The sequence below is a fragment of the Streptomyces sp. NPDC059567 genome, from assembly GCF_042735655.1.
Lineage (GTDB): Bacteria > Actinomycetota > Actinomycetes > Streptomycetales > Streptomycetaceae > Streptomyces.
On the sequence record NZ_JBHWBS010000001.1, the window covers coordinates 120,056 to 138,963 of the forward strand.

17 protein-coding genes and 1 riboswitch are annotated in these 18,908 nt (G+C 71.1%); of the genes, 3 read left to right on the forward strand and 14 right to left on the reverse strand.

From position 1 onward, the window contains the following. Positions 1-293: 293 nt before the first annotated feature. The 12 genes from ACFVZW_RS00475 to ACFVZW_RS00530 form a co-directional block, all read right to left on the reverse strand. Positions 294-1,142, reverse strand: coding sequence for an energy-coupling factor ABC transporter ATP-binding protein (locus ACFVZW_RS00475; RefSeq protein ID WP_384514554.1), 849 nt, complete (start codon positions 1,140-1,142; stop codon positions 294-296). Continuing rightward, positions 1,139-1,888: a cobalt ECF transporter T component CbiQ gene (gene cbiQ / locus ACFVZW_RS00480; protein ID WP_384514557.1), complete on the reverse strand. Its 750-nt coding sequence runs from the start codon at positions 1,886-1,888 to the stop codon at positions 1,139-1,141. The genes ACFVZW_RS00475 and cbiQ overlap by 4 nt, the downstream gene beginning before the upstream one ends. A 6-nt stretch (positions 1,889-1,894) precedes the next feature. After that, entirely contained in the window at positions 1,895-2,239 is a 345-nt protein-coding gene (locus ACFVZW_RS00485; protein WP_384514560.1) for an energy-coupling factor ABC transporter substrate-binding protein, read from the reverse strand. Further along, positions 2,239-2,937 (reverse strand): energy-coupling factor ABC transporter permease, encoded by a 699-nt coding sequence (locus ACFVZW_RS00490; RefSeq protein ID WP_376431959.1) that lies wholly within the window; start codon positions 2,935-2,937, stop codon positions 2,239-2,241. The genes ACFVZW_RS00485 and ACFVZW_RS00490 overlap by 1 nt, the downstream gene beginning before the upstream one ends. Before the next feature lie 28 nt (positions 2,938-2,965). Beyond that, positions 2,966-3,190: riboswitch (cobalamin riboswitch) on the reverse strand. Positions 3,191-3,236: 46 nt separating this feature from the next. Continuing rightward, complete coding sequence (locus ACFVZW_RS00495) at positions 3,237-3,641, reverse strand: PTS-dependent dihydroxyacetone kinase phosphotransferase subunit DhaM (RefSeq protein ID WP_384514564.1); 405 nt, start codon at positions 3,639-3,641, stop codon at positions 3,237-3,239. Beyond that, positions 3,638-4,243, reverse strand: coding sequence for a dihydroxyacetone kinase subunit DhaL (gene dhaL / locus ACFVZW_RS00500; protein WP_384514567.1), 606 nt, complete (start codon positions 4,241-4,243; stop codon positions 3,638-3,640). The genes ACFVZW_RS00495 and dhaL overlap by 4 nt, the downstream gene beginning before the upstream one ends. 14 nt (positions 4,244-4,257) lie before the next feature. Next, entirely contained in the window at positions 4,258-5,250 is a 993-nt protein-coding gene (dhaK, locus tag ACFVZW_RS00505; RefSeq protein WP_384514570.1) for a dihydroxyacetone kinase subunit DhaK, read from the reverse strand. 144 nt (positions 5,251-5,394) lie between these two features. Continuing rightward, positions 5,395-5,997 (reverse strand): GPP34 family phosphoprotein, encoded by a 603-nt coding sequence (locus ACFVZW_RS00510; RefSeq protein ID WP_384514573.1) that lies wholly within the window; start codon positions 5,995-5,997, stop codon positions 5,395-5,397. Between the two features lie 155 nt (positions 5,998-6,152). Further along, positions 6,153-6,977, reverse strand: coding sequence for a xanthine dehydrogenase accessory protein XdhC (gene xdhC / locus ACFVZW_RS00515; protein ID WP_384514576.1), 825 nt, complete (start codon positions 6,975-6,977; stop codon positions 6,153-6,155). Position 6,978: 1 nt separating this feature from the next. Further along, complete coding sequence (gene xdhB / locus ACFVZW_RS00520) at positions 6,979-9,384, reverse strand: xanthine dehydrogenase molybdopterin binding subunit (protein ID WP_384514578.1); 2,406 nt, start codon at positions 9,382-9,384, stop codon at positions 6,979-6,981. Continuing rightward, positions 9,381-10,844: a xanthine dehydrogenase small subunit gene (locus ACFVZW_RS00525; protein WP_384514580.1), complete on the reverse strand. Its 1,464-nt coding sequence runs from the start codon at positions 10,842-10,844 to the stop codon at positions 9,381-9,383. The genes xdhB and ACFVZW_RS00525 overlap by 4 nt, the downstream gene beginning before the upstream one ends. A 540-nt stretch (positions 10,845-11,384) precedes the next feature. Further along, complete coding sequence (locus ACFVZW_RS00530; RefSeq protein ID WP_384515033.1) at positions 11,385-14,687, reverse strand: S8 family serine peptidase; 3,303 nt, start codon at positions 14,685-14,687, stop codon at positions 11,385-11,387. A gap of 528 nt (positions 14,688-15,215) precedes the next feature. Here ACFVZW_RS00530 and map point away from each other — a divergent pair. The 3 genes from map (at position 15,216) to ACFVZW_RS00545 (ending at position 17,494) form a co-directional block, all read left to right on the forward strand. Beyond that, entirely contained in the window at positions 15,216-15,983 is a 768-nt protein-coding gene (map, locus tag ACFVZW_RS00535; RefSeq protein WP_384514583.1) for a type I methionyl aminopeptidase, read from the forward strand. A 49-nt stretch (positions 15,984-16,032) separates the two neighbouring features. Beyond that, a complete protein-coding gene (locus ACFVZW_RS00540) occupies positions 16,033-16,701 on the forward strand; it encodes a class I SAM-dependent methyltransferase (protein WP_384514586.1) in 669 nt (222 codons plus the stop codon). Between the two features lie 481 nt (positions 16,702-17,182). Then, the gene (locus ACFVZW_RS00545) at positions 17,183-17,494 is read left to right on the forward strand and encodes a cupin domain-containing protein (protein ID WP_384514589.1); all 312 of its coding nucleotides are present in this window, start codon (positions 17,183-17,185) and stop codon (positions 17,492-17,494) included. Positions 17,495-17,648: 154 nt separating this feature from the next. On the opposite strand, the gene lgt is transcribed toward ACFVZW_RS00545, so the two are convergent. Further along, positions 17,649-18,548: a prolipoprotein diacylglyceryl transferase gene (lgt, locus tag ACFVZW_RS00550; protein WP_384514590.1), complete on the reverse strand. Its 900-nt coding sequence runs from the start codon at positions 18,546-18,548 to the stop codon at positions 17,649-17,651. 85 nt (positions 18,549-18,633) lie between these two features. Then, positions 18,634-18,864, reverse strand: coding sequence for a hypothetical protein (locus tag ACFVZW_RS00555; protein ID WP_384514592.1), 231 nt, complete (start codon positions 18,862-18,864; stop codon positions 18,634-18,636). Between the last annotated feature and the right edge of the window lie 44 nt (positions 18,865-18,908).

Consider the following 18,908-nt stretch of genomic DNA (forward strand, 5'->3'; position numbering starts at 1 on the left):
CCTCCTCGCGCAGTGTCGTCGTGACTGTTGTAGACGACCCGAGGGGGCTTGTGCAACAAGTTGCATAAGCGGGGGAGGGTGATCTGCGCGACGTTGCGCACCACGACCCCCTGGCGGGGATCCGCCAGGGGGCCGTCGTGGTGCTTCAAGCGCCGTGGGCGCCCAGGTGCGCACGGCGCGTCGTATGCCTTGCGCTTCAGGGCGCCCAGGTGCACGAGGTGCCTTGGGGACGCGGGTGCATCAGGCGTCTCGGGCCCCCAGCTCCGTTCGGTGTCTCGGATGCCTCCTGTGCCTCACGCGCCTCGCGGTGCGGTCACCCAGCTGTCCAGGTCCTCCGCCGTGCGCGGACCCTCCGCGTCCGCGGCGAGCAGGCCGTGCGCGCGCAGCAGCCGCGTCACCGCCATGCCCCACGGGCGACGCAGGCGCGCCGCGTCGAGGAGCTCGTCGTCGGCGAGCAGCTCCTCGATCGGGCCCGTCCGCAGCCCCTCGGGCGAGAGCACGGCGGCCTCGTCCGCCCAGCGCAGCGCCAGATCGACGTCGTGCGTCGCCATGACCACCGTCGTACCGGAGTCCCGCAACCGCCCGAGCACCTCAAGAAGGCGCTCCTGCCCGTGCGGGTCGAGACCGGCCGTCGGCTCGTCCATGATGAGGACCCGCGGCCGCATCGCCACGGCGCCCGCGATCGCCGCCCGCTTCCGCTGCCCGTACGAGAGCAGATGGGTCGGCCGGTCCTCCAGGGCCACGATGTCCAGCGCCTCCAGCGCCTCGCGGACCCGGAGTCGTACCTCATCCTCCGGAAGCCCCAGATTCATCGGCCCGAACGACACGTCCTGCCCGACCGAGGCCGCGAAGAGCTGGTCGTCCGGGTCCTGGACGACCAACTGCACGGTCGTCCGCAGCCGGGTCAGCCCCTTCCGGTCGTACGACACGTCCTCGCCGTCCAGCCGGAGCGTGCCGGCGCTGCCGCGCAGACCCCCGCTGAGCAGCCGCAGCAGCGTCGTCTTGCCGCCGCCGTTGCGGCCGAGGAGAGCCATCGCCCGGCCCTCCGGCACGGCGAAGTCGATGCCGTCGAGGACGACCGGCCCGTCCTCGTAGGCGAACGTGGCCTTCACCAGTTCCACGACAGGCGGCGCAGGGCTCACGGCAGGGACCTTTCCAGGACGAGAGAGAGCGCGACGAGACAGGCCAGGAGACCGGCCGTCGACGCGAGGAATCGGGCCGAGACCGCGGCCTGGGGCACCAGCACCCGCAGGGTCCCGTCGTACCCCCGCCCGGCGAGCCCGGTCTGCAGGCGCTGCGCCCGGTCGAAGGCGCGGACGAACGCGGTCGCGCCGAGCCCCGCGAGCGAGCGCCAGGTCGCCGCCCGGGTGGTGAGCCCGAGCCGGGCCGCCTGCGCCTGTCGGATCTTGGATATCGCGTCCAGCAGCAGGAAGCTGATCCGGTACATCACCAGCGCCACGTCCACCACGGGCGCCGGAACCCCCGCCCGTACGAGACGTGGCAGCACGTCCGAGACGGGTGTGGTGAACGCGAACAGCAGCACGCCCAGCGAGGCAGCCGAGGTCCGCAGCAGCAACTCGCCCGCATGCACCGGACCGTCCGGCGCGAGGGCGACGATCCCCCGCGCTCCGCCGACCTCGAACAGGAGCGGGATCGCGCCCGTCACACAGAATCCCAGGGGGATCCGGAACGCCCGCCACAGCTGACGCCCCGGCACCCCGGCGGGGCCGAGAAGCACGGCGAGCGTGGCCGCCGCGACGAGCACGGCGCCCGGCCAGGGCGGCAGACAGACCGCGCACAGCGTCAGACCGAACCCGAGCACGGCTTTCTCGCAGGGGTGACGGCGGCGCCAGCGACTGCTGTGCGCCGCCGCGTCGATCGGCAGCATCGGCGCTTACTCGTCGCCGGTGGTGACCAGCGGTTCCTTCGCCGTCACGGCGCGCGCCTCGCCCTGCCTGCGACCGCGCCGCAGCCCGAAGTAGTACGCGAGCACGCCGGCGCCGAGCGCCGCTTGGAGCGAGAACAGCGCCGACTCGACCTCGCCGGACGGCGGCTCGTACAGCGGGCTGAACCACGGCTCGTAGTCGGGAGCGATCTCCGTGATCGCCGTCTCCGCCTCGGCGTCGGCCCCTGCGAACGGCTCCTCCTTGTGGTCGCCGAGCCCCAGCACCAGCGGGAGCACCGCGAGCGCCGCGACGACGAGCAGGAGCAGTGTGTTGATCTTCGCGTTCCGGCTCATCAGGCGCTCGCCTCCGCGTTCTCGTTCTTCTTCCGGGACGGGAGCAGGACACCGAGGCGGGTCAGGTCCCCCTTGCTGGACTGCGTGAGCAGCCGCATCACGAGCACCGTGAGCAGCCCCTCGCTGACGGCGAGCGGCAGCTGGGTCACGGCGAAGATCCCGCCGAACTTGGCCAGCGCGCCGAGCACACCGCTGCCCGGGTCCGGGAAGGCCAGCGCGAGCTGAACGCTGGTGACGCAGTAGGTGGAGATGTCGGCGACGAACGCACCGAAGAACACGCTCACCATCAGCGGCACGTTGGACCGGCGCAGCAGCCAGTACGTACCGAAACCGGCCCAGGGACCGACGATCGCCATCGAGAAGACGTTGGCACCGAGCGTCGTCAGCCCGCCGTGGGCGAGCAGCAGCGCCTGGAAGAGCAGCGTGATCGTGCCCAGGACCGCCATCACGGGCGGCCGGAAGAGGATCGCGCCGAGCCCCGTACCGGTGGGGTGCGAGCAACTTCCCGTCACCGACGGAATCTTGAGCGCGGAAAGGACGAAAGTGAACGCACCGGACGCACCGAGCAGCAGGGTGGACTCGGGGTTGGCCTTGACCTCACGGGTCAGTGCGCGAACTCCGTGGACGACGAAAGGAGCGGACGCGACGCCCCAGGCGGCCGCGTGCACAGGGGGCAGATACCCCTCGGCTATATGCATGGTTGGGAGACCCTCTCCAGCACCTCGTGGATGGACAACGCACCTTGGCCGGTCTCCTGGCTGACGGGTCATGCCGTCGCGGCTCCGCCTTCCCAAACCGCCGCGGTCTCCCGCGGTGGTCCAGTGGCTTCCCCGGAGGGATGGAGCCGGACTTCCCGATCACAGTGGCGAGGGCCGCACCGGTACCGCACCGGTTTCCCGTACACCAAGGCGCTGTGACAGTAGTGGGTTGACCAGGTACATCACAACACGGAGGCCCTTCCGGACGGTGTGTGACAGGTCTCGCGCGCGCCCCCCTCTCACTCCTTTCGGTACGTGTACGCCTCCGATGCCGCGGCCACCACGGCGTCCAGGTCACCGCCCGCGCTCGCCGTGACGAGGGCGGCGACGGCGCCCTCGACGAACGGGGCGTCCACGAGCCGGGAACCCTCCGGCAGCTCGTCCTCCTCGGCGAGGAGCGCCTTGACCGTCAGCACGGCGCTGCCGAGGTCGACGAGCAGCGCCACACCGGCGCCCCGGTCGACCTCGTGTGCCGCCGCGGCGATCCGGTCGGAGCTGGTGCCGAGGCCGCCGGCCGGTGTGCCGCCCGCGGGGGCGATCGGCGCGGTCGCCCCGCCGGCCGCGAGACCCCGGGCCAGCGCGGCGACGGCGGCGGCCACCTCCGCGCTGTGCGAGACGAGGACGATTCCCACCTGCGCGGTCATGCGGCCGCCGCCTCGGAGAGGGCGGCGATCAGCAGCGCGGACGAGGTGGCCCCCGGGTCCTGGTGCCCGATGGAACGCTCGCCGAGATAGCTCGCCCTGCCCTTGCGCGCCTGGAGGGGGACGGTCGCGAGGGCGCCGCGCTCGGCCGCGTCCCGGGCCGCCGCGAAGGACTCGCCGAGCCCCTCGGCCGCCGGAACGAGCGCGTCCAGCATCGTCTTGTCACCGACCCGCGCCCCGCCGAGCTGTCCCACCGCGGCGACTCCCGCGGTGAGCGCCGCGGCCAGCTCCTGCCGCGTCACGGTCGCAGCCTCGCCGAGACTCTTCCCCGTCCGGCGCAGCAGCGTCCCGTACAGCGGACCGGACGCGCCACCCACGGTGGAGATCAACTGCCGTCCGGCGGCGACGAGTACGGCTCCCGGCGTCGCGGGCGGCTCCTTCTCCAGTACGTCCGTCACCGCGGCGAACCCCCGCTTCAGATTGGCCCCGTGGTCGGCGTCGCCGATCGCCGAGTCGAGATCGGTGAGGCGGTAGGCCTCACGGTCCACGGCGGCCGCGGCGATGGTCAGCCAGCGAAGGAAGAACGCGGCGTCGAACTCGTTCACCTCGGACACCCCTCTCACCGGCCCCAGCGCAGGGCGGGCGTCTGCACGGGCGCGTCCCACAGCCGCAGCATCTCCTCGTCGGCCTCGCACAACGTGACCGAACAGCCGGCCATGTCGAGGGAGGTGACGTAGTTCCCGACCAGCGTCCGGGCCACCGGCACCGCACGTTCGGTCAGGACGCGCTGGACCTCGGCGTTGAAGCCGTACAGCTCGAGCAGCGGAGTGGCACCCATGCCGTTGACCAGGGCGAGGACCGGACCGGACGGCCGCAGATCCTCCAGCACGGCATCGACGGCGAAGTCCGCGATCTCCCGCGAGGTCATCATCGACCGCCGCTCACGCCCCGGCTCGCCGTGGATCCCGATGCCCAACTCCAGCTCACCGGCGGGCAGGTCAAAGGTGGGGCTGCCCTTGGCGGGCGTGGTGCAGGCGCTCAGGGCCACGCCGAAACTCCGCGACCGTTCGTTCACCCGACGCGCGATCGCCTCCACCCGCTCCAGCGGCGCGCCCTCCTCGGCAGCGGCCCCGGCGATCTTCTCCACGAACAGCGTGGCCCCGGTCCCGCGCCGCCCGGCCGTGTACAGACTGTCCGTCACCGCCACGTCGTCGTTGACGAGCACCTTGGCGATCTGGATGCCCTCGTCCTCGGCGAGCTCGGCGGCCATCTCGAAGTTGAGGACGTCCCCGGTGTAGTTCTTGACGACGAACAAGACCCCGGCCCCGCTGTCGACTGCGGCGGCGGCACGCACCATCTGATCGGGCACCGGCGACGTGAACACCTCCCCGGGGCATGCGGCCGCCAACATCCCGGGCCCCACGAACCCCCCGTGCAACGGCTCATGCCCGGACCCACCCCCGGACACCAGCCCCACCTTGCCGTCCACGGGCGCGTCCCGCCGCAGCACGACGCGACGCTCGACATCGACGGTGAGCTCGGGATGCGCGGCGGCCATCCCCCGCAGCGCATCGGTGACCACGGTCTCCGGAACGTTGATCAGCATCTTCACGGGCATCTCCTGGCAGCGCTGGCAGGTGTGGTGCGACCCTCAGCAGTATCTGCGCTCCCCGCCCCCGATCACAGACCCCGCAGGGCCGGTGCGTCGCCGCCGGACGCGCCGCACCGGCCGGAGGCGGTCACCGGCCACGGCCGGTCAGTAGCCGCGCCAGATGTTGTCGAACGCGGAGTCCTCGATCGCCCGGCGCTGTCGTACGGCCCCCAGCTCCTGGACGGCGTCGCCGACGGCGGCCAGTACCGCCGCGACCGCGTCGGCGGCGAGCTCGGGCGCGTCCTCGGCCGGCGCGTCCCGGATCCCGACGGCGGACGCCAGCGCGGCGAGCACGGGTTCGCCCGCCGCCCAGCGCTCCTCGGCCCGGCGCCGGACCGCCGAGTCGACCGGCTTCGTCGGCCCGGTCCGCAGCGGATTCCGACGGCGTGGCGGGGCCGTCAGCCCTGCCCGCGCCAAGTCGTCGACGTACGCCGACGAGAGCCCGCGGCCCCGCCGCCACAGCCAGTCCTCGACCGACTCGTACGGCTCCTGGCGCTTGAGCGCCCCGACGGCTTCGTCCAGCAGGCGGTCCCCGGTCGGCGCTTGGGCCCCCGGCACGACGAGGTCGCCGTCCACGACCAGGGCCTCCGCCTCGACGAGGTCGAACACCTCGGCCCCCGCCAACGCCAGCGACAGGTCGCCCTGCTCCACGGGGCGGTCGGGCGGCACTCCCAGGGCAACGATCGCGAGGTCCCGTGCGGTGGTCATGAGCGGCTCCACGTCAGTCGGCCGAATACGGGCGGCGGGGCGGGCGTCCCCGGTCGATTCTCGCCGCACTCCGGGCATTGTGTGCCCTGTTCCGACCATGTCGTGCGGGAATCCGACCCGCGTCCAGAAGGAGGAAGCCAATCGGCTCGACTCTGTCAGTTCGGACCCGTTTGCCGGGCGTCCTGTTCGAAGGTCCGCAGCAGGTCCGCCGCGACGCTCACCGCGATCGTGGCCGGTTCCTTGCCGGCGATCCCGGGGATTCCGATCGGGGTCTTGATCCGGTCGATCGTGGCGGCGTCGTGGCCGCCCTCGGTGGACAGGCGGTGCCGGAACCGCGCCCACTTGGCGGCCGAGCCGATCAATCCGATCGAGCCCAGGCCGGTGACGCGCAGGGCGGCGTCGCACAGTGCCGCGTCCTCGGCGTGATCGTGGGTCATGATCAGAGCGTGGGTGCCCGGCGGCAGCTCCGAGAGCACCTCCTCCGGAAGCAGCGGTACGTGGTGCACGTGGATCTGCGCCACCGCGTCCGCGAGCACGCCCAGCCGTTCGTCGGTGAGGACGTCCGGGCGGGTGTCGATCAGATGCAGATCGAGGTCGTGGCGGGCCAGGATGCGTGCCAGCTCCAGCCCCACGTGCCCGACGCCGAAGATCGCCACTGCTTGGACCACCGGCAGCGGTTCGAGCAGGACGCTGACGGCCCCGCCGCAGCATTGGACGCCGTGTCGGCTGGTGACCTTGTCGTTGAGGGCGAACTCGATCAGCTCCGACTCCGGATCGGGCGAGCCGATCAGCTCGCGGGCCCGGTCGATCGCGACGGCCTCGATGTTGCCGCCGCCGATCGAGCCCCAGGTCTCGGTCCGTCCCACGACGAGTTTGGCGCCGGCCCGACGGGGCGCGTGGCCGCGCACGGTCGCGACGGTCACGAGCGCGCCGGGTTCCCGGCGGGCCCGCAACCGCGCGACCGCGGCGACCCAGGTCATGTCAGGCATTGCTCAGCGTGCTCGTGTCGGTGGGGATGCCACTGTCGCCGCGAGCGCGGTCGTCACCCCGCGTGCCGCTCCCGCGGGCCGCTTCGACGGCCCAGTACACCGCCTCCGGCGTCGCGGGGGACGCGAGTTCCACGCTCACTCCGGCGGGCCCGAACGCCGCGGCAGCCTGCCGCAGCGCTTCCCGTACCGAGAACGCCAGCATGAGCGGAGGCTCACCCACTGCCTTGGAGCCGTAGACCGCGCCCTCCTCCGTCGCGTTCTCCATCAGCCGCACGTTGAACTCCTCGGGCATCTCCGAGAAGCTGGGCAGCTTGTACGTACTCGCGGCCTGGGTCAGCAGCCGGCCGCGGTTCGGCCCGTCACCGGTGTCCCAGCGCAGGTCCTCGAGCGTCAGCCAGCCCGCGCCCTGCACGAATCCGCCCTCGACCTGACCGATGTCGATCATCGGGGACAGGCTGTCGCCGACATCGTGCACGATGTCCACGCGCCGGATGCGGTACGCGCCGGTGAAGCCGTCCACCTCCACCTCGGTCGCGGCGACGCCGTAGGAGAAGTACTTGAACGGCGAGCCCTTGAACGACTTCACATCCCAGTGCAGACCCTCGGTCCGGTAGAAACCGGCCGCCGACAGCTGAACTCGCTGGAAGTACGCGGTCCGCACCAGATCGTCCCAGGCCACCTCCTTGTCGCTGCCGAGGACGCGCGCGACGCCCTCGACGATGCGCACGTCCGAGGCGTTCGCGCCCAGCTGGGTGCCTGCCACCTGCAGCAGTCGCCCGAGCAACTGCTCGCAGGCGTTCTTCACCGCCGCACCGTTGAGATCCGCACCGGAACTGGCGGCGGTGGCGGAGGTGTTGGGCACCTTGTCGGTCCGCGTCGGGGCCAGCCGCACCTTGTGGAGCGGGATCCCCAGGGTGGTCGCGGCCACCTGCAGCATCTTGGTGTGCAGGCCCTGCCCCATCTCGGTGCCGCCGTGGTTGATCAGGACCGAGCCGTCCTTGTAGATCAGCACCAGTGCGCCGCCCTGGTTGAAGGCGGTGAGGTTGAACGAGATCCCGAACTTGATACCGGTGACGGCGAGCGCCCGCTTGGTGTGCGGGTGCGCGGCGTTGAAGGCCGCGATGTCGCGCCTGCGATCGGCGATGCCGGCGTCGTCCCGAACCTGGTTCCAGAGGATGGAGATCCGTTCGGGGTGCGTGACCGGCTGTCCGTACGGCGTCGTCTGACCCTGCCCCTGCCGGTAGAAGTTCCGCTCCCGCAACTCCATCGGATCCAGGCCGAGCAGTGGCGCGCACCGGCCCAGGATGTCCTCGATCACCAACATGCCCTGCGGTCCGCCGAAGCCGCGGAAGGCGGTGTTGGAGACCTTGTTGGTCCTGGCGATGCGCCCGACGACTCGCGCGTGGGGAATCCAGTAGGTGTTGTCGATGTGGCACAGCGCGCGAGCCACCACCGGCTCGGACAGGTCCAGGCTCCAGCCGCCATCCGCTGTCAGGGTGGCGTCCAGGGCCTGGATACGGCCTTCGGCGTCGAAGCCGATCTTCCACGTGGCATGGAACCCATGGCGCTTGCCGGACATGGTCAGGTCCTGCGTCCGGTTGAGCCGCAGCCGGACCGGCCGCCCGGTCAGTGTGGCGCCGAGCGCGGCGACGGCGGCGAACCCGTGCGGCTGCATCTCCTTGCCGCCGAAGCCGCCGCCCATCCGCAGGCACTGCACGGTCACCTCGTGGCTGTGCAGACCCAGCACGTGCGCGACGATCTCTTGGGTCTCCGAAGGGTGCTGGGTGCTGCTCTGGACGAACACCTGCCCGCTCTCGTCGACGAGCGCCAGCGCCGCGTGCGTCTCAAGATAGAAGTGCTCCTGGTCGGAGAAGTGGAACTCGCCGGTGAACACGTGCGCGGAGTCGCCGAAGCCGGCGTCGACGTCGCCCGTCACCATCATGGGCCGGGCGCCGTGGAAACTGTCGGCCGCGATCGCGTCCTGCAGAGTGATCACGGAGGGCAGTTCTTCGAGTTCGACCTCGACCGCCGCCGCGCCGAGCCGGGCCGCCTCCAGCGTCTCGCCGAGCACCCAGGCGACCGCGTGGCCATGGAACATGACCTCGTCGGGGAAGAGCGGTTCGTCGTGCTTCATCCCGGCGTCGTTGACGCCGGGCACGTCGGCACCGGTCAGCACGCGGACCACACCGGGCACGGCGAGCGCGGGCCCGGTGCGCAGCGCCGTGATCCTGCCGTGGGCCTTCATGACCTGGACCGGGTAGGCATGCAGCACGTCCTTGGTCCGGTGGACCAGGTCGTCGGTGTAGAGCGCGGCGCCGGTGACGTGCAGGTTCGCGCTCTCGTGCGGCATCGAGACGCCGACGACGGGCCTTTCGGGACGCTCGGACAAATGGCTCATGACGAGACCGCCTCGGTGGTGTGCGCGTACAGCTTCAACAGGCTCTGGCCCAGCATCGCGGAGCGGTAGCCGGCGCTGGCGCGATGATCGTTCATGGGCGTGCCCTGGGCCCGCAGCACCCCGGCCGCCGCCTCGACGGTCTGCGCCGTCCACGGCTCGCCCTCCAGGGCCGCCTCGGTGGCGAGGGCGCGGATCGGGGTGGCTGCCACGCCGCCCAGGCCGATGCGCGCCTTGCGGACGACCCCGTCCTCGATGTCGAGCGCGAATGCGACCGCCACGCTGGAGATGTCGTCGAAGCGCCGCTTGGCGATCTTGTGGAAGGCCGTGACCGGCGACAACGGCAGCGGGATGCGTACCGCCCGGATCAGCTCCCCGGGCCTGCGCACGCTCTGCCGGTAGCCGGTGAAATAGTCCGCCAGCGGGACTTCGCGCTCGCCGTCGGCGTCGGCGAGCACCACCGACGCCTCGAGCGCCAGCAGCACCGGCGGACTGTCACCGATGGGGGAGCCCGTACCCAGGTTGCCGCCGAGGGTCGCGCTGTTGCGGATGAGCCGGGACGCGAACTGCGGGAACAGCTCGGCCAGCAGCGGGACACTGCCGTCGAGGCGTCGTTCGATCTCGGTGAGCGTCTGCGCCGCCCCGATCTCGATGTGGTCCGATTCGACTCGAAGCTCCCGCATGTCGGGCAGACGGTCGACGGCGATCACGCAACTTGCCCGGCGGGAACGGATGTTCACCTCCACGCCCCAGTCGGTGCTTCCGGCGACCACCACCGCGTCGGTCCGCTCGCGCAGCAGCCGCAGCGCTTCGGCGAGGGTGCCCGGCCGCAGGAACGCGCTGCCGTCCTGGACGTATTCGGTGGCGACCGGCTCGGGCGGGGACTGCTCGCGGCGCTGCGCCAGGGGGTCGCCCTCGGTGGGCGTACCCACGGCGAACGCGGCATCCCGGATCGGGCGGTAACCGGTGCAGCGGCACAGGTTCCCGCTCAGCGCATGCAGATCGAAACCGTTCGGGCCGTGCTCGGAGTCGGTTTCCTCGGCCGAGTCGGTGTGGGCGCAGCGGTCGGGCCGGTAGTACTCGGCTGCCATGCTGCAGATGAACCCCGGTGTGCAGTAACCGCATTGGGATCCACCGCGGACGGCCATCTCCTCCTGCACGGGGTGCAGCGCGGGCGGCCTGCCGGGTTCGCCGGCGGTGGCGAGACCTTCGGAGGTGACGATCTCCTGACCGTCGAGGGCCGCAGCCGGGACCAGGCAGGCGTTGACCGCCACCCAGTCCGTGGGCTTGTTCACGCCGGCACGGGCCACGAGGACCGAACAGGCGCCGCATTCACCTTCGGCGCAGCCCTCCTTGGTGCCGGTGAGGCCACGCTCGCGCAGGAAATCCAGCACAGTGGTGTGGGGTGCTGCCGGTGAAAGCGGAGTTTCCTCTCCATTGACCGTGATCCGCGCCGCTACCATGGCACATCCTCATTTCGGTGCGCGGTCGATCCAATTGTCCAAGTCGCCATTTCGGGAGCCTTCTGTTTCGGTGGCGCAGCTCGAGAGCCCGGCGCGTAGATCAGCACGCGATGACGTGCCGAAGCCGGTGACAGAGATCGGAAGATACCGGGGCCAACAAAAGGGCACGCCGGAAAAGGGGGCTGTTCAGCAGCCGTGCGCTACACGGCCCGGGGCCCAGGCGGTCTCGTGAGCGAGGCGATGCGCTTCGGAGAAGGTCGACATCCGAATTCGCCTCCTTCCATGAGCTCACGAACCGGTGCGCCCGAAGCTACGTCGCCGCAGGTCCACCGGTCAAGCCTAGGGCGGGGAGACCGGGCGTATCCGGCGGAATCCGGGGCCGGGGCTGGGGCCCGGGTGGCGGGAGAGGCCCGGTGCCCGGCGGCTGTGGGGTGCTCGGTGGCGCTCGTCGCCGGGACGCGTCGGCCGCACCACGACGGAACGGCGCCACCACCTCAGGTGGTGACGCCGTGACCGGCTAGAACAGTCGTCGAGGCAGCGTCACTTGCCGTACCACGCGTTGTGGATGGTCAGCGTCGACGTGTTGCCCTGCTTGTCCGTGACCACGGCGGAGAACGAGATCCCCTTGTCCTTCGCCGGATTCGTCACGGAGATCCTGCCGTTCTGGACCCTCACCAGCTGCCAGGTGCTGCCGTCGTCGTAACTCACCGACACCTTCAGGGACTTGAGGTTCTTCCCGGCCGCCGAGCCCTGCACGGTCACCGGGACCACGACCGGCGTGTGCTGCGGGGCGCGCGAGGCGAGGTCGACGGGCGCCGTGAAGCGGACCGTGGACACCGGCAGCGCCGTCGTGGCCGCGACCTGCTTCGAACGGAACGTGAAACCGGTCTCGACGCGGGTGGAGGCCGAGGCGGTGTTCGCCGGGCGTGTCACGGAGGTCACCAGCCGGTACTCGGCGTCGGCGGCGTCGACCGTGAAGGGCTGCGAGCCGCTCAGCGGGTCGTCGTTCCGGCCGACCTCGACGCCGTCGCGGAACAGCGTCGACGTGGCCGAGGTGTACGGCGTGGACCCCGAATGGCCCTCGCCGTCGGCGAACAGGGGCAGGGCGCCGATGAGATGCTGCTCGCCCGTCGCCGGGTCGGGTGCGGTGCGGAAGACGCCCGTCCGCTCGCCCAGGAGCGGGCCGAAGACGCCCGTGTTGAACGTCTCCCGATACGTCCTGCCGGCTTCGTAGCGCTTCGGCCGGACCATCTCCCAGCTTCCCTCCCAGGCCGGGTAGCCCCACTCGTCGGGCTCGCCGAGCTGGTCGAGCTTGGTGAGCCACTCGACGCCGTCGGCGGTGGAGACGAGGAACGTGCGCGTGCCCGGCGCCGCCTGCGGGGCGGAGAACCCGTTGCCCTCCGGCGCACCGGGGAGATGGGCGAACGGGGAGGCGAGGGCGGACTTCCCGGGGGCGGAGGCCCCGAGACCGACCTTGAGCGTGGCCAGCTCGTCGGCCTTCACGTGCTTGGTGTACCCGGTCGTGACCCTGCTGGTCTTGCCACCGAAGGCCACCGAGTACTGGGTGGTGGCGTCCTTGAGGAAGTGTGCGTCCCAGGTCTGCAGGAGGGTGCCGTCGGTGACGGCCGGACCCATGTGGGCGGTGCGGAAGCCGGTGAAGCCCCTGAGGACCCAGCCGTTGCCGACGCGGCCGAGCTCCTCGGTGGCGACCTCGTAGTACGTGCCCCCGTAGTCCGCCCGGTCGATGCCGGGGACGGTGAGATCCACCGGCTTGGTGGTCCGTGCGTCTGCCGTGACCGTGGTGTCGCCGGAGATGTCCAGCTTCGGCTGGGCGATCCAGTCGGTGCCCTTGGTGAAGTCCGAGGGGTCCTGATAGACGGCCGTGTTCAAGGTGTACGAGCCCCTGGGAACACGGACCGTGTGGCTGCCCGGGTCGTTGTCGACGCGGGTCTCGAAGCCGGCGGCCGGGCCGGCGACGCCGATCAGCGTGCTGGAGAAGTTCTCGGCGTCCGTGCCGTCACGGTCAACGGTCCTGAGCGTGAGGTCGTACGACTCCGCCTCCCGGACGGCCACCGCGGCCGTGCGGGTGGACTGGCCCGCGCCGGTGGCGGTGACGTAACCCGAGTAGGTGCCGTCGGCGTCTCCGATCCTGGTGTCCGCGACGAGGTCGACTTCGGCTCGGCCGCCGGCGGGCACGGTCACCTTCGAGGCGCCGAGCGTGAAGAACCCGGCCGGGGCGGGCTTGCCCTTCGGATCCAGGGTGGACACCGACAGGTCCAGGGTGACGTCGGTGGTCCCGAGGTTGCGGTAGGCGACCTTGCGGGTGACGGGCTGGTCGTCGGTGTGCGGCCACCGCGCCGTGCCGAAGTTCAGCGAGACCGGATCGGCGATGACGCTCTGGACCAGTGCCCTGTCGACCTGGACGCGCCCCGAGCCCTGCTGGAAGGCGGTGTGGTCGCCGCCCTTGGCGGACGCGGCCAGCGCGCCCTTGAGCTCGGTGGACTTCCAGCCCGGATTCCGCTGCTTCAGGATCGCCGCCGCGCCCGCCACGTGCGGGGTGGCCATGGAGGTGCCGTCGAGCTGCAGGTACCCGGGCGCCGGGTGAGGGGTGCCGGGGCGCGTGTCGAGGACGCTGCCAGGAGCGGCGGCCGCGGTGATGGCGACGCCGGGGGCGGTCACGTCCGGCTTGACGGCGCCGTCGCCGACGCGCGGGCCGACGCTGGAGAAGGGCGCCAACGTGTCGTCCTCGTCGACGGCGCCGACGGTCAGCGCGGCGTCCGCACTACCCGGCGAACCCACCGTCGACGCGCCGGCCTCGCCCTCGTTGCCCGCCGCGACGGCGAACAGGATCCCCTTCTCGGCGGACAGCCTGTCGACCATGGCTTCCAGCGGGTCGACTCCGGGGCTGTCGGGGCCGCCGAGACTGAGGTTGACGACGTCCGCGCCTTCGGCGGCGGCCCACTCCATGCCCGCGATGACGGCGGAGTCGTCGCCGTAGCCCTCGTCGTCGAGGACCTTCCCGCTGATCACCTTGGCACCGGGGGCGACGCCCTTGTACCGGCCACCGGACTTGGCCCCGGTGCCCACGGCGATCGACGCGACGTGGGTGCCGTGTCCGACGCGGTCCACGGCGTCGGGGGAGGCGGAGAAGTTCTTCTCCCCGACGACCTGCGGCTTGAGGTCGTCGTGGGTCTTGTCGACGCCGGTGTCGAGGACGGCGATCTTGACGCCCGTACCGTCGTATCCGGACTCCCACGCCTTGTCGGCGCCGATCTGCCGGACGCTGCGGTCCAGGCTCGCCGCGCGGACCCCGTCCAGCCACACCTTGCCGATGCCGGACGCGGTGGCACGCGCGCCACTCCGCTGCCGGTCGGTCAGCGCGTCCCACACCCTGGCGACGTCGTCCTGGGACGTACGGATCGCGTCGGCGTCGATGGTCGGGAACGTGCGCCGCAGCTGGGTGTCGCCGGCCGCGCGCACTTCGGCCCGTGCGGCGCCGGCGCCCCCTTCGTACTGCACGATCAGCTTGAGCCCGTCTCGATGGCTCTTGCGCAGTCGCGCGTCGGTGAGCACGTCGAGGTCGAAGAGCCGCTGGTCCAGCCTGCCGTCGGCGATCAGGCGCTGCGCGTCGCTGGGCACCACCAGGGTGTGGCCTTCGAGGCGCCGCACCTGTACGGGTATGTGTTCACGGCCCTCGGCGGACTCGAAGCCCACCATCCGACCCTTGGCGTCCACCACCACGCGGTCGCCCGTGATGAGCGGGATCCGCTGGTTGCCGTCGACGTGTGAGACGTCCGGTGCGGCCGTCGCGTTGGCGGCGATCGCCGTCGCGGGACCGGTCATGCCTGCCACCAGCGCCACCGATGTGGTCGCCACGATGGTGAAGGCGCGTGCTTTGTGCACGTGTGCGCGCAAGTCTCCCCCAGGAGCTTGGGATGAGGTCGAGTGGTCGTCACCGGCCGATGGCGCGCAACGGCGCCCGCCGCCGGTCAGCGCAGTATGTGAGGCGATCAACGACCGTGCGGGCGTGGGGGATTGAGCTGCGTGCTTTCCAGCCATCCGGAGGGCCCCGAGTTCGATGGGGCCACGACGGCTCCGTGACGGGACCGTGACGACGGAGCGATCCTTGCGCGACACCGGCGCCCGCCGGCCCCTCCGGATCGCAGTCCCCGCATGCTTTTCGAGCGCCTGCGCCCTCGCGGTCGGAGCGTGTCCCTCCAGTTGGCCGTTTCCGCATCCGCATGGAACGGGCTTCCGCCCCGGCAGCCCCGTACCCCCTCCTCCACCCATGGTGCGAGAGGAGCCCGAGCCGTGACCGTGATACTAATACCGGTATAAGTATTGGGTCGACATGTTGCGAGGAGTCCACACATGGTGGAGATCAAGACCGATGCCGCATTGGACGCGATGCGGGAAGCCGGGCGCGTGGTGGCCCGCGCCCTGGCCGCGGTCCGGGCAACGGCCGGCGTGGGGGTGTCCTTGAAAGAACTGGACGAAGCGGCCCGGTCGGTTCTGGCCGAGGCCGGAGCCGGCTCCCCGTTCCTCGGATACCGGCCGTCCTTCGCCCCGGTCGCCTTCCCCGCCGTGATCTGCGCGTCCGTCAACGACGCCGTGTCGCACGGCATCCCCACCGGCTACCGGCTGCGCGACGGCGACCTGGTGAGCATCGACTGCGGCGCCGAGCTCGACGGCTGGACGGGCGACGCGGCCATCACCTTCACCGTCGGAACGCCCCGCCCCGGCGACCTCGATCTGATCGACGCCACCCGGCAAGCCCTCGACGCCGGCGTCGCCGCGGCCCAGGTGGGCAATCGCGTCGGCGACATCTCCCACGCCGTCGGCACCGTCGCCCGCACGGCGGGCTGCGGCATGCCCGCCGACTTCGGCGGCCACGGCATCGGCCGCCGCATGCACGAGGACCCTCACGTCCCCAACCGCGGCCGTCCCGGCCGCGGTTTCCCCCTCCGACACGGCCTGGTCCTCGCCATCGAACCCATGCTCATGGCCGGCGGGCGGAACGCCTACCGCACCGACACCGACGGCTGGACCCTGCGCACCACCGACGGCAGCAGGGCCGCCCACATCGAGCACACCGTCGCCATCACCGACGAGGGCCCCCGCATCCTGACCCTGCCGTGACGTCCTCCCGGACGCTGCCGCGCTTCAACCGCCGTCCTATGGTTGGCTGATGCACCCACACCCCATTGACCGCCCGGCAGATCTCGACGTGGTCCGCGAGTCCTATGACCGCGTGGCTGACAACTACGTCCACATGGTGCAGACGACGGGATTCGGCGACATCCGTCGTCATCCATGGCTCAAGGCATCGATCGACGCATTCGCCGACACGGTGGGCGAGCTCGGACCTGTCCTGGACGTCGGCTGCGGGCCCGGAACGGTGACCGCCTACCTCGCCGAACGCGGACTCGACGTGTCAGGAGTCGACCTCTCCCCCCGCATGATCGAGAACGCGCGCCGTCTTCATCCGCACTGCCGCTTCAGCGTCGCCTCCGCCACCGAACTCGACCTTGGAGAAGCCTCACTTGGCGGGGTGCTCGGGTGGTGGTCCCTGTTCAACCTCCCCCGCGAGGTCCTTCCCCAGGTTCTCGCGCTGTTCGCGGCTGCCCTGAAGCCGGGCGGCCACTTCATCACCGCAACGCACGTCGGTGACGAAGACGTGGAGCGCACCGAGGCGTACGGAGGAGTGCCGGTTCGTTGGACCACTCACAAGTGGCGGCCGGAACAGCTCGTGGACCTGATCGAGCAGGCCGGACTGCGCCCCGTCGCCGAACTTCGACTCCCTGCGGAAGAGCTGAGCGGGCCGGGCGTGGTCATCATGGCCGAGCGCCCCGCCTGAGGACGGGACGGGGCCTGCCCCTGCGCAGCAGCGCCGCGCCTTCCCCGCGCGAAGAGCCCGGCGCCGACTTCTCGACGTCGCCCAGGACATCCAGATCCGCCCGCCCTGGGTGTCGTCGAGTGGCCGTCGTGGTGGGGACGACATGGCCGTTGGTAGATCGCTTCCCACTGAGACCATTGGCCCGGTGAAGGAGCCTGACGGAGGGTTTGGTGGATCCGCGGCTCGAGTACGGGGTCGAGGAGCCGGGCACACTCGGGGGGCCGCGCCGCCAGGCGGTCCAGTGCGTGCCACGCGCGAGATGTCCAGGCCCGTGAGGTCCAGCCCTGTGGTCCCCGTCCAGACCCTCGACCGGGTTTTACCGAACGGTCGACCAGCTGTGGGCCACCGTGCCTTAACGTCACTACATCACTTGATCACCACTACGGGCGTCTCCGGCGGCTCATTCAGCCCCCAGGCCAGGCAGCCCGCCAGGAGGCACGCCATGAACGTCGTCGACATACGGAGCACGGCCGGGGAACTGCCCGACGCCTGGGACTCGCTCCTGCTCGGGCAGGTCGCGAGCACCGCGGTGAAGGTGCTGCGGATGGACGGACGCCCTGTGGCATCGGAATCCCATGACACCGCGGAAGCGCTCCTGGTCGTGGAGGGAACTCTGCGGCTGGAGGCCGACGGCATCGAGGTCGACGTGCATGCGGGGGAGATGTACATCGTGGAGGCGGGAGTGGAGCACGCCGTGCGCCCCGGCAGCAGAGGCACGCTCGTGATCATCGAACGCGCTACGAACCCGGCCTAGATCCTGCCCCCCCACGCCGACGTCGGACGCAGTGGTCGCGGGCCGGAACTCCTCGACTGTCTCGATGACGCGCACCAAGGGCTGTCCCAGCCGCAGCGGAGCGACAACCCCCGCAGGGTGTCGGACCTGATGGTGGCGCCGACGGTCTCACGAGTCATCGCGCCTCACCACCTCCGGTCTTGACGGCGTCGCCCAAGCGCGGCTCGTCGGCCTTCTCGTGGCGGTCCTTGTCCTGCGATCCCGTCACCTCGTCGATGCCCGGGTGACGGCGGGCCGATACGACGAGCCAGGCGATGGCGCCAAGGAAGACCACCACAGAGGTCCAGTTGTTCAGGCGCAGGCCGAGGAACGTGTGGGACTCGTCGATGCGCAGGTACTCGGTCCAGAACCGGCCGACCGTGTAGACGGCGACGTACAGGGCGAAGGCCCTGCCGTGACCGAGCGCGAAGCGGCGGCCCGCCCAGATGACCAGGGCGGCGACGCCGATGTCCCAGAGGAACTCGTAGAGGAAGGTGGGGTGGTACGTGGCGATGTCGAGCATGTCGGACGGACGGTGCGCAACGTCGATCTCCAGGCCCCAGGGGAGCGTGGTGGGACGACCGTAGAGTTCCTGGTTGAACCAGTTGCCCCAACGGCCGATCGCCTGGGCCAGGGCTATGCCAGGGGCGACCGCGTCCGCGTAGGCGGCGAGCGGGATCCGGTGGCGACGGCAGCCGATCCACGCGCCGACTCCGCCCAAGGCGATGGCGCCCCAGATGCCGAGGCCGCCCTCCCACACGTACAGGGCTCGGATGGGCTCGCCGCGTTCGCCGAAGTACGCGTCGGGGCTGGTCATCACGTGGTAGAGCCGCCCACCGGCGATGCCGAACGGCACGGCCCACATGGTGACGTCCGCGATGACGCCGGGATCGCCGCCCCGCGCGGCCCAGCGCCGGTTGGCGAGCCAGATGGCCACGAACACACCCAGGATGATGCAGAAGGCGTACGCCCTCAACGGAACGGGGCCGAGGTGAAGGACCCCGGTCGAAGGACTGGGAAGGTAGGCGAGATCCATGGTCACTCCGTAGAAGTCCCATCTGTTGGCCGGCCGACTGACGGGTGGCCGATGTCGGTCAGGCGCTCGTCCGGTGGGGGAGCGCTCAGGGGCGGCGACTGAGGGCTGCTCCGAGTACGGCGATCCAGAGCAGCAGCAAGGGCAGTGAGATGGACGCGATCGGGGTCAAGGCGGGGGACAGGAACAGGTATCCGATGCCGGAGGCGGTGATCGTGGCGGCGAGGAGCCAGCCGACGACGACCTCCCAACGCCGCAGCAGGGTGCCGTGCCGCGAGGCGCCGCAAGCAGCCCCGGCGAGCACGGCGAGCGCCAACATCTTGACACCGTCCGTACGTTGGACCGCCTCGAACAGGGCTCCGG

Excerpts from the sequence above, each read along its gene's own strand:
- ACFVZW_RS00545 (WP_384514589.1), top strand. The coding sequence starts at position 17,183 with ATGAACGTCGTCGACATACGGAGCACGGCCGGGGAACTGCCCGACGCC.
- xdhC (WP_384514576.1), bottom strand. The coding sequence starts at position 6,977 with ATGACCTGGGTCGCCGCGGTCGCGCGGTTGCGGGCCCGCCGGGAACCC.
- ACFVZW_RS00485 (WP_384514560.1), bottom strand. The coding sequence starts at position 2,239 with ATGAGCCGGAACGCGAAGATCAACACACTGCTCCTGCTCGTCGTCGCG.
- ACFVZW_RS00510 (WP_384514573.1), bottom strand. The coding sequence starts at position 5,997 with ATGACCACCGCACGGGACCTCGCGATCGTTGCCCTGGGAGTGCCGCCC.
- xdhB (WP_384514578.1), bottom strand. The coding sequence starts at position 9,384 with ATGAGCCATTTGTCCGAGCGTCCCGAAAGGCCCGTCGTCGGCGTCTCG.
- ACFVZW_RS00525 (WP_384514580.1), bottom strand. The coding sequence starts at position 10,844 with ATGGTAGCGGCGCGGATCACGGTCAATGGAGAGGAAACTCCGCTTTCA.
- ACFVZW_RS00490 (WP_376431959.1), bottom strand. The coding sequence starts at position 2,937 with ATGCATATAGCCGAGGGGTATCTGCCCCCTGTGCACGCGGCCGCCTGG.
- ACFVZW_RS00540 (WP_384514586.1), top strand. The coding sequence starts at position 16,033 with ATGCACCCACACCCCATTGACCGCCCGGCAGATCTCGACGTGGTCCGC.
- lgt (WP_384514590.1), bottom strand. The coding sequence starts at position 18,548 with ATGGATCTCGCCTACCTTCCCAGTCCTTCGACCGGGGTCCTTCACCTC.
- map (WP_384514583.1), top strand. The coding sequence starts at position 15,216 with ATGGTGGAGATCAAGACCGATGCCGCATTGGACGCGATGCGGGAAGCC.
- ACFVZW_RS00555 (WP_384514592.1), bottom strand. The coding sequence starts at position 18,864 with ATGTTGGCGCTCGCCGTGCTCGCCGGGGCTGCTTGCGGCGCCTCGCGG.
- ACFVZW_RS00495 (WP_384514564.1), bottom strand. The coding sequence starts at position 3,641 with ATGACCGCGCAGGTGGGAATCGTCCTCGTCTCGCACAGCGCGGAGGTG.
- cbiQ (WP_384514557.1), bottom strand. The coding sequence starts at position 1,888 with ATGCTGCCGATCGACGCGGCGGCGCACAGCAGTCGCTGGCGCCGCCGT.
- ACFVZW_RS00530 (WP_384515033.1), bottom strand. The coding sequence starts at position 14,687 with ATGACCGGTCCCGCGACGGCGATCGCCGCCAACGCGACGGCCGCACCG.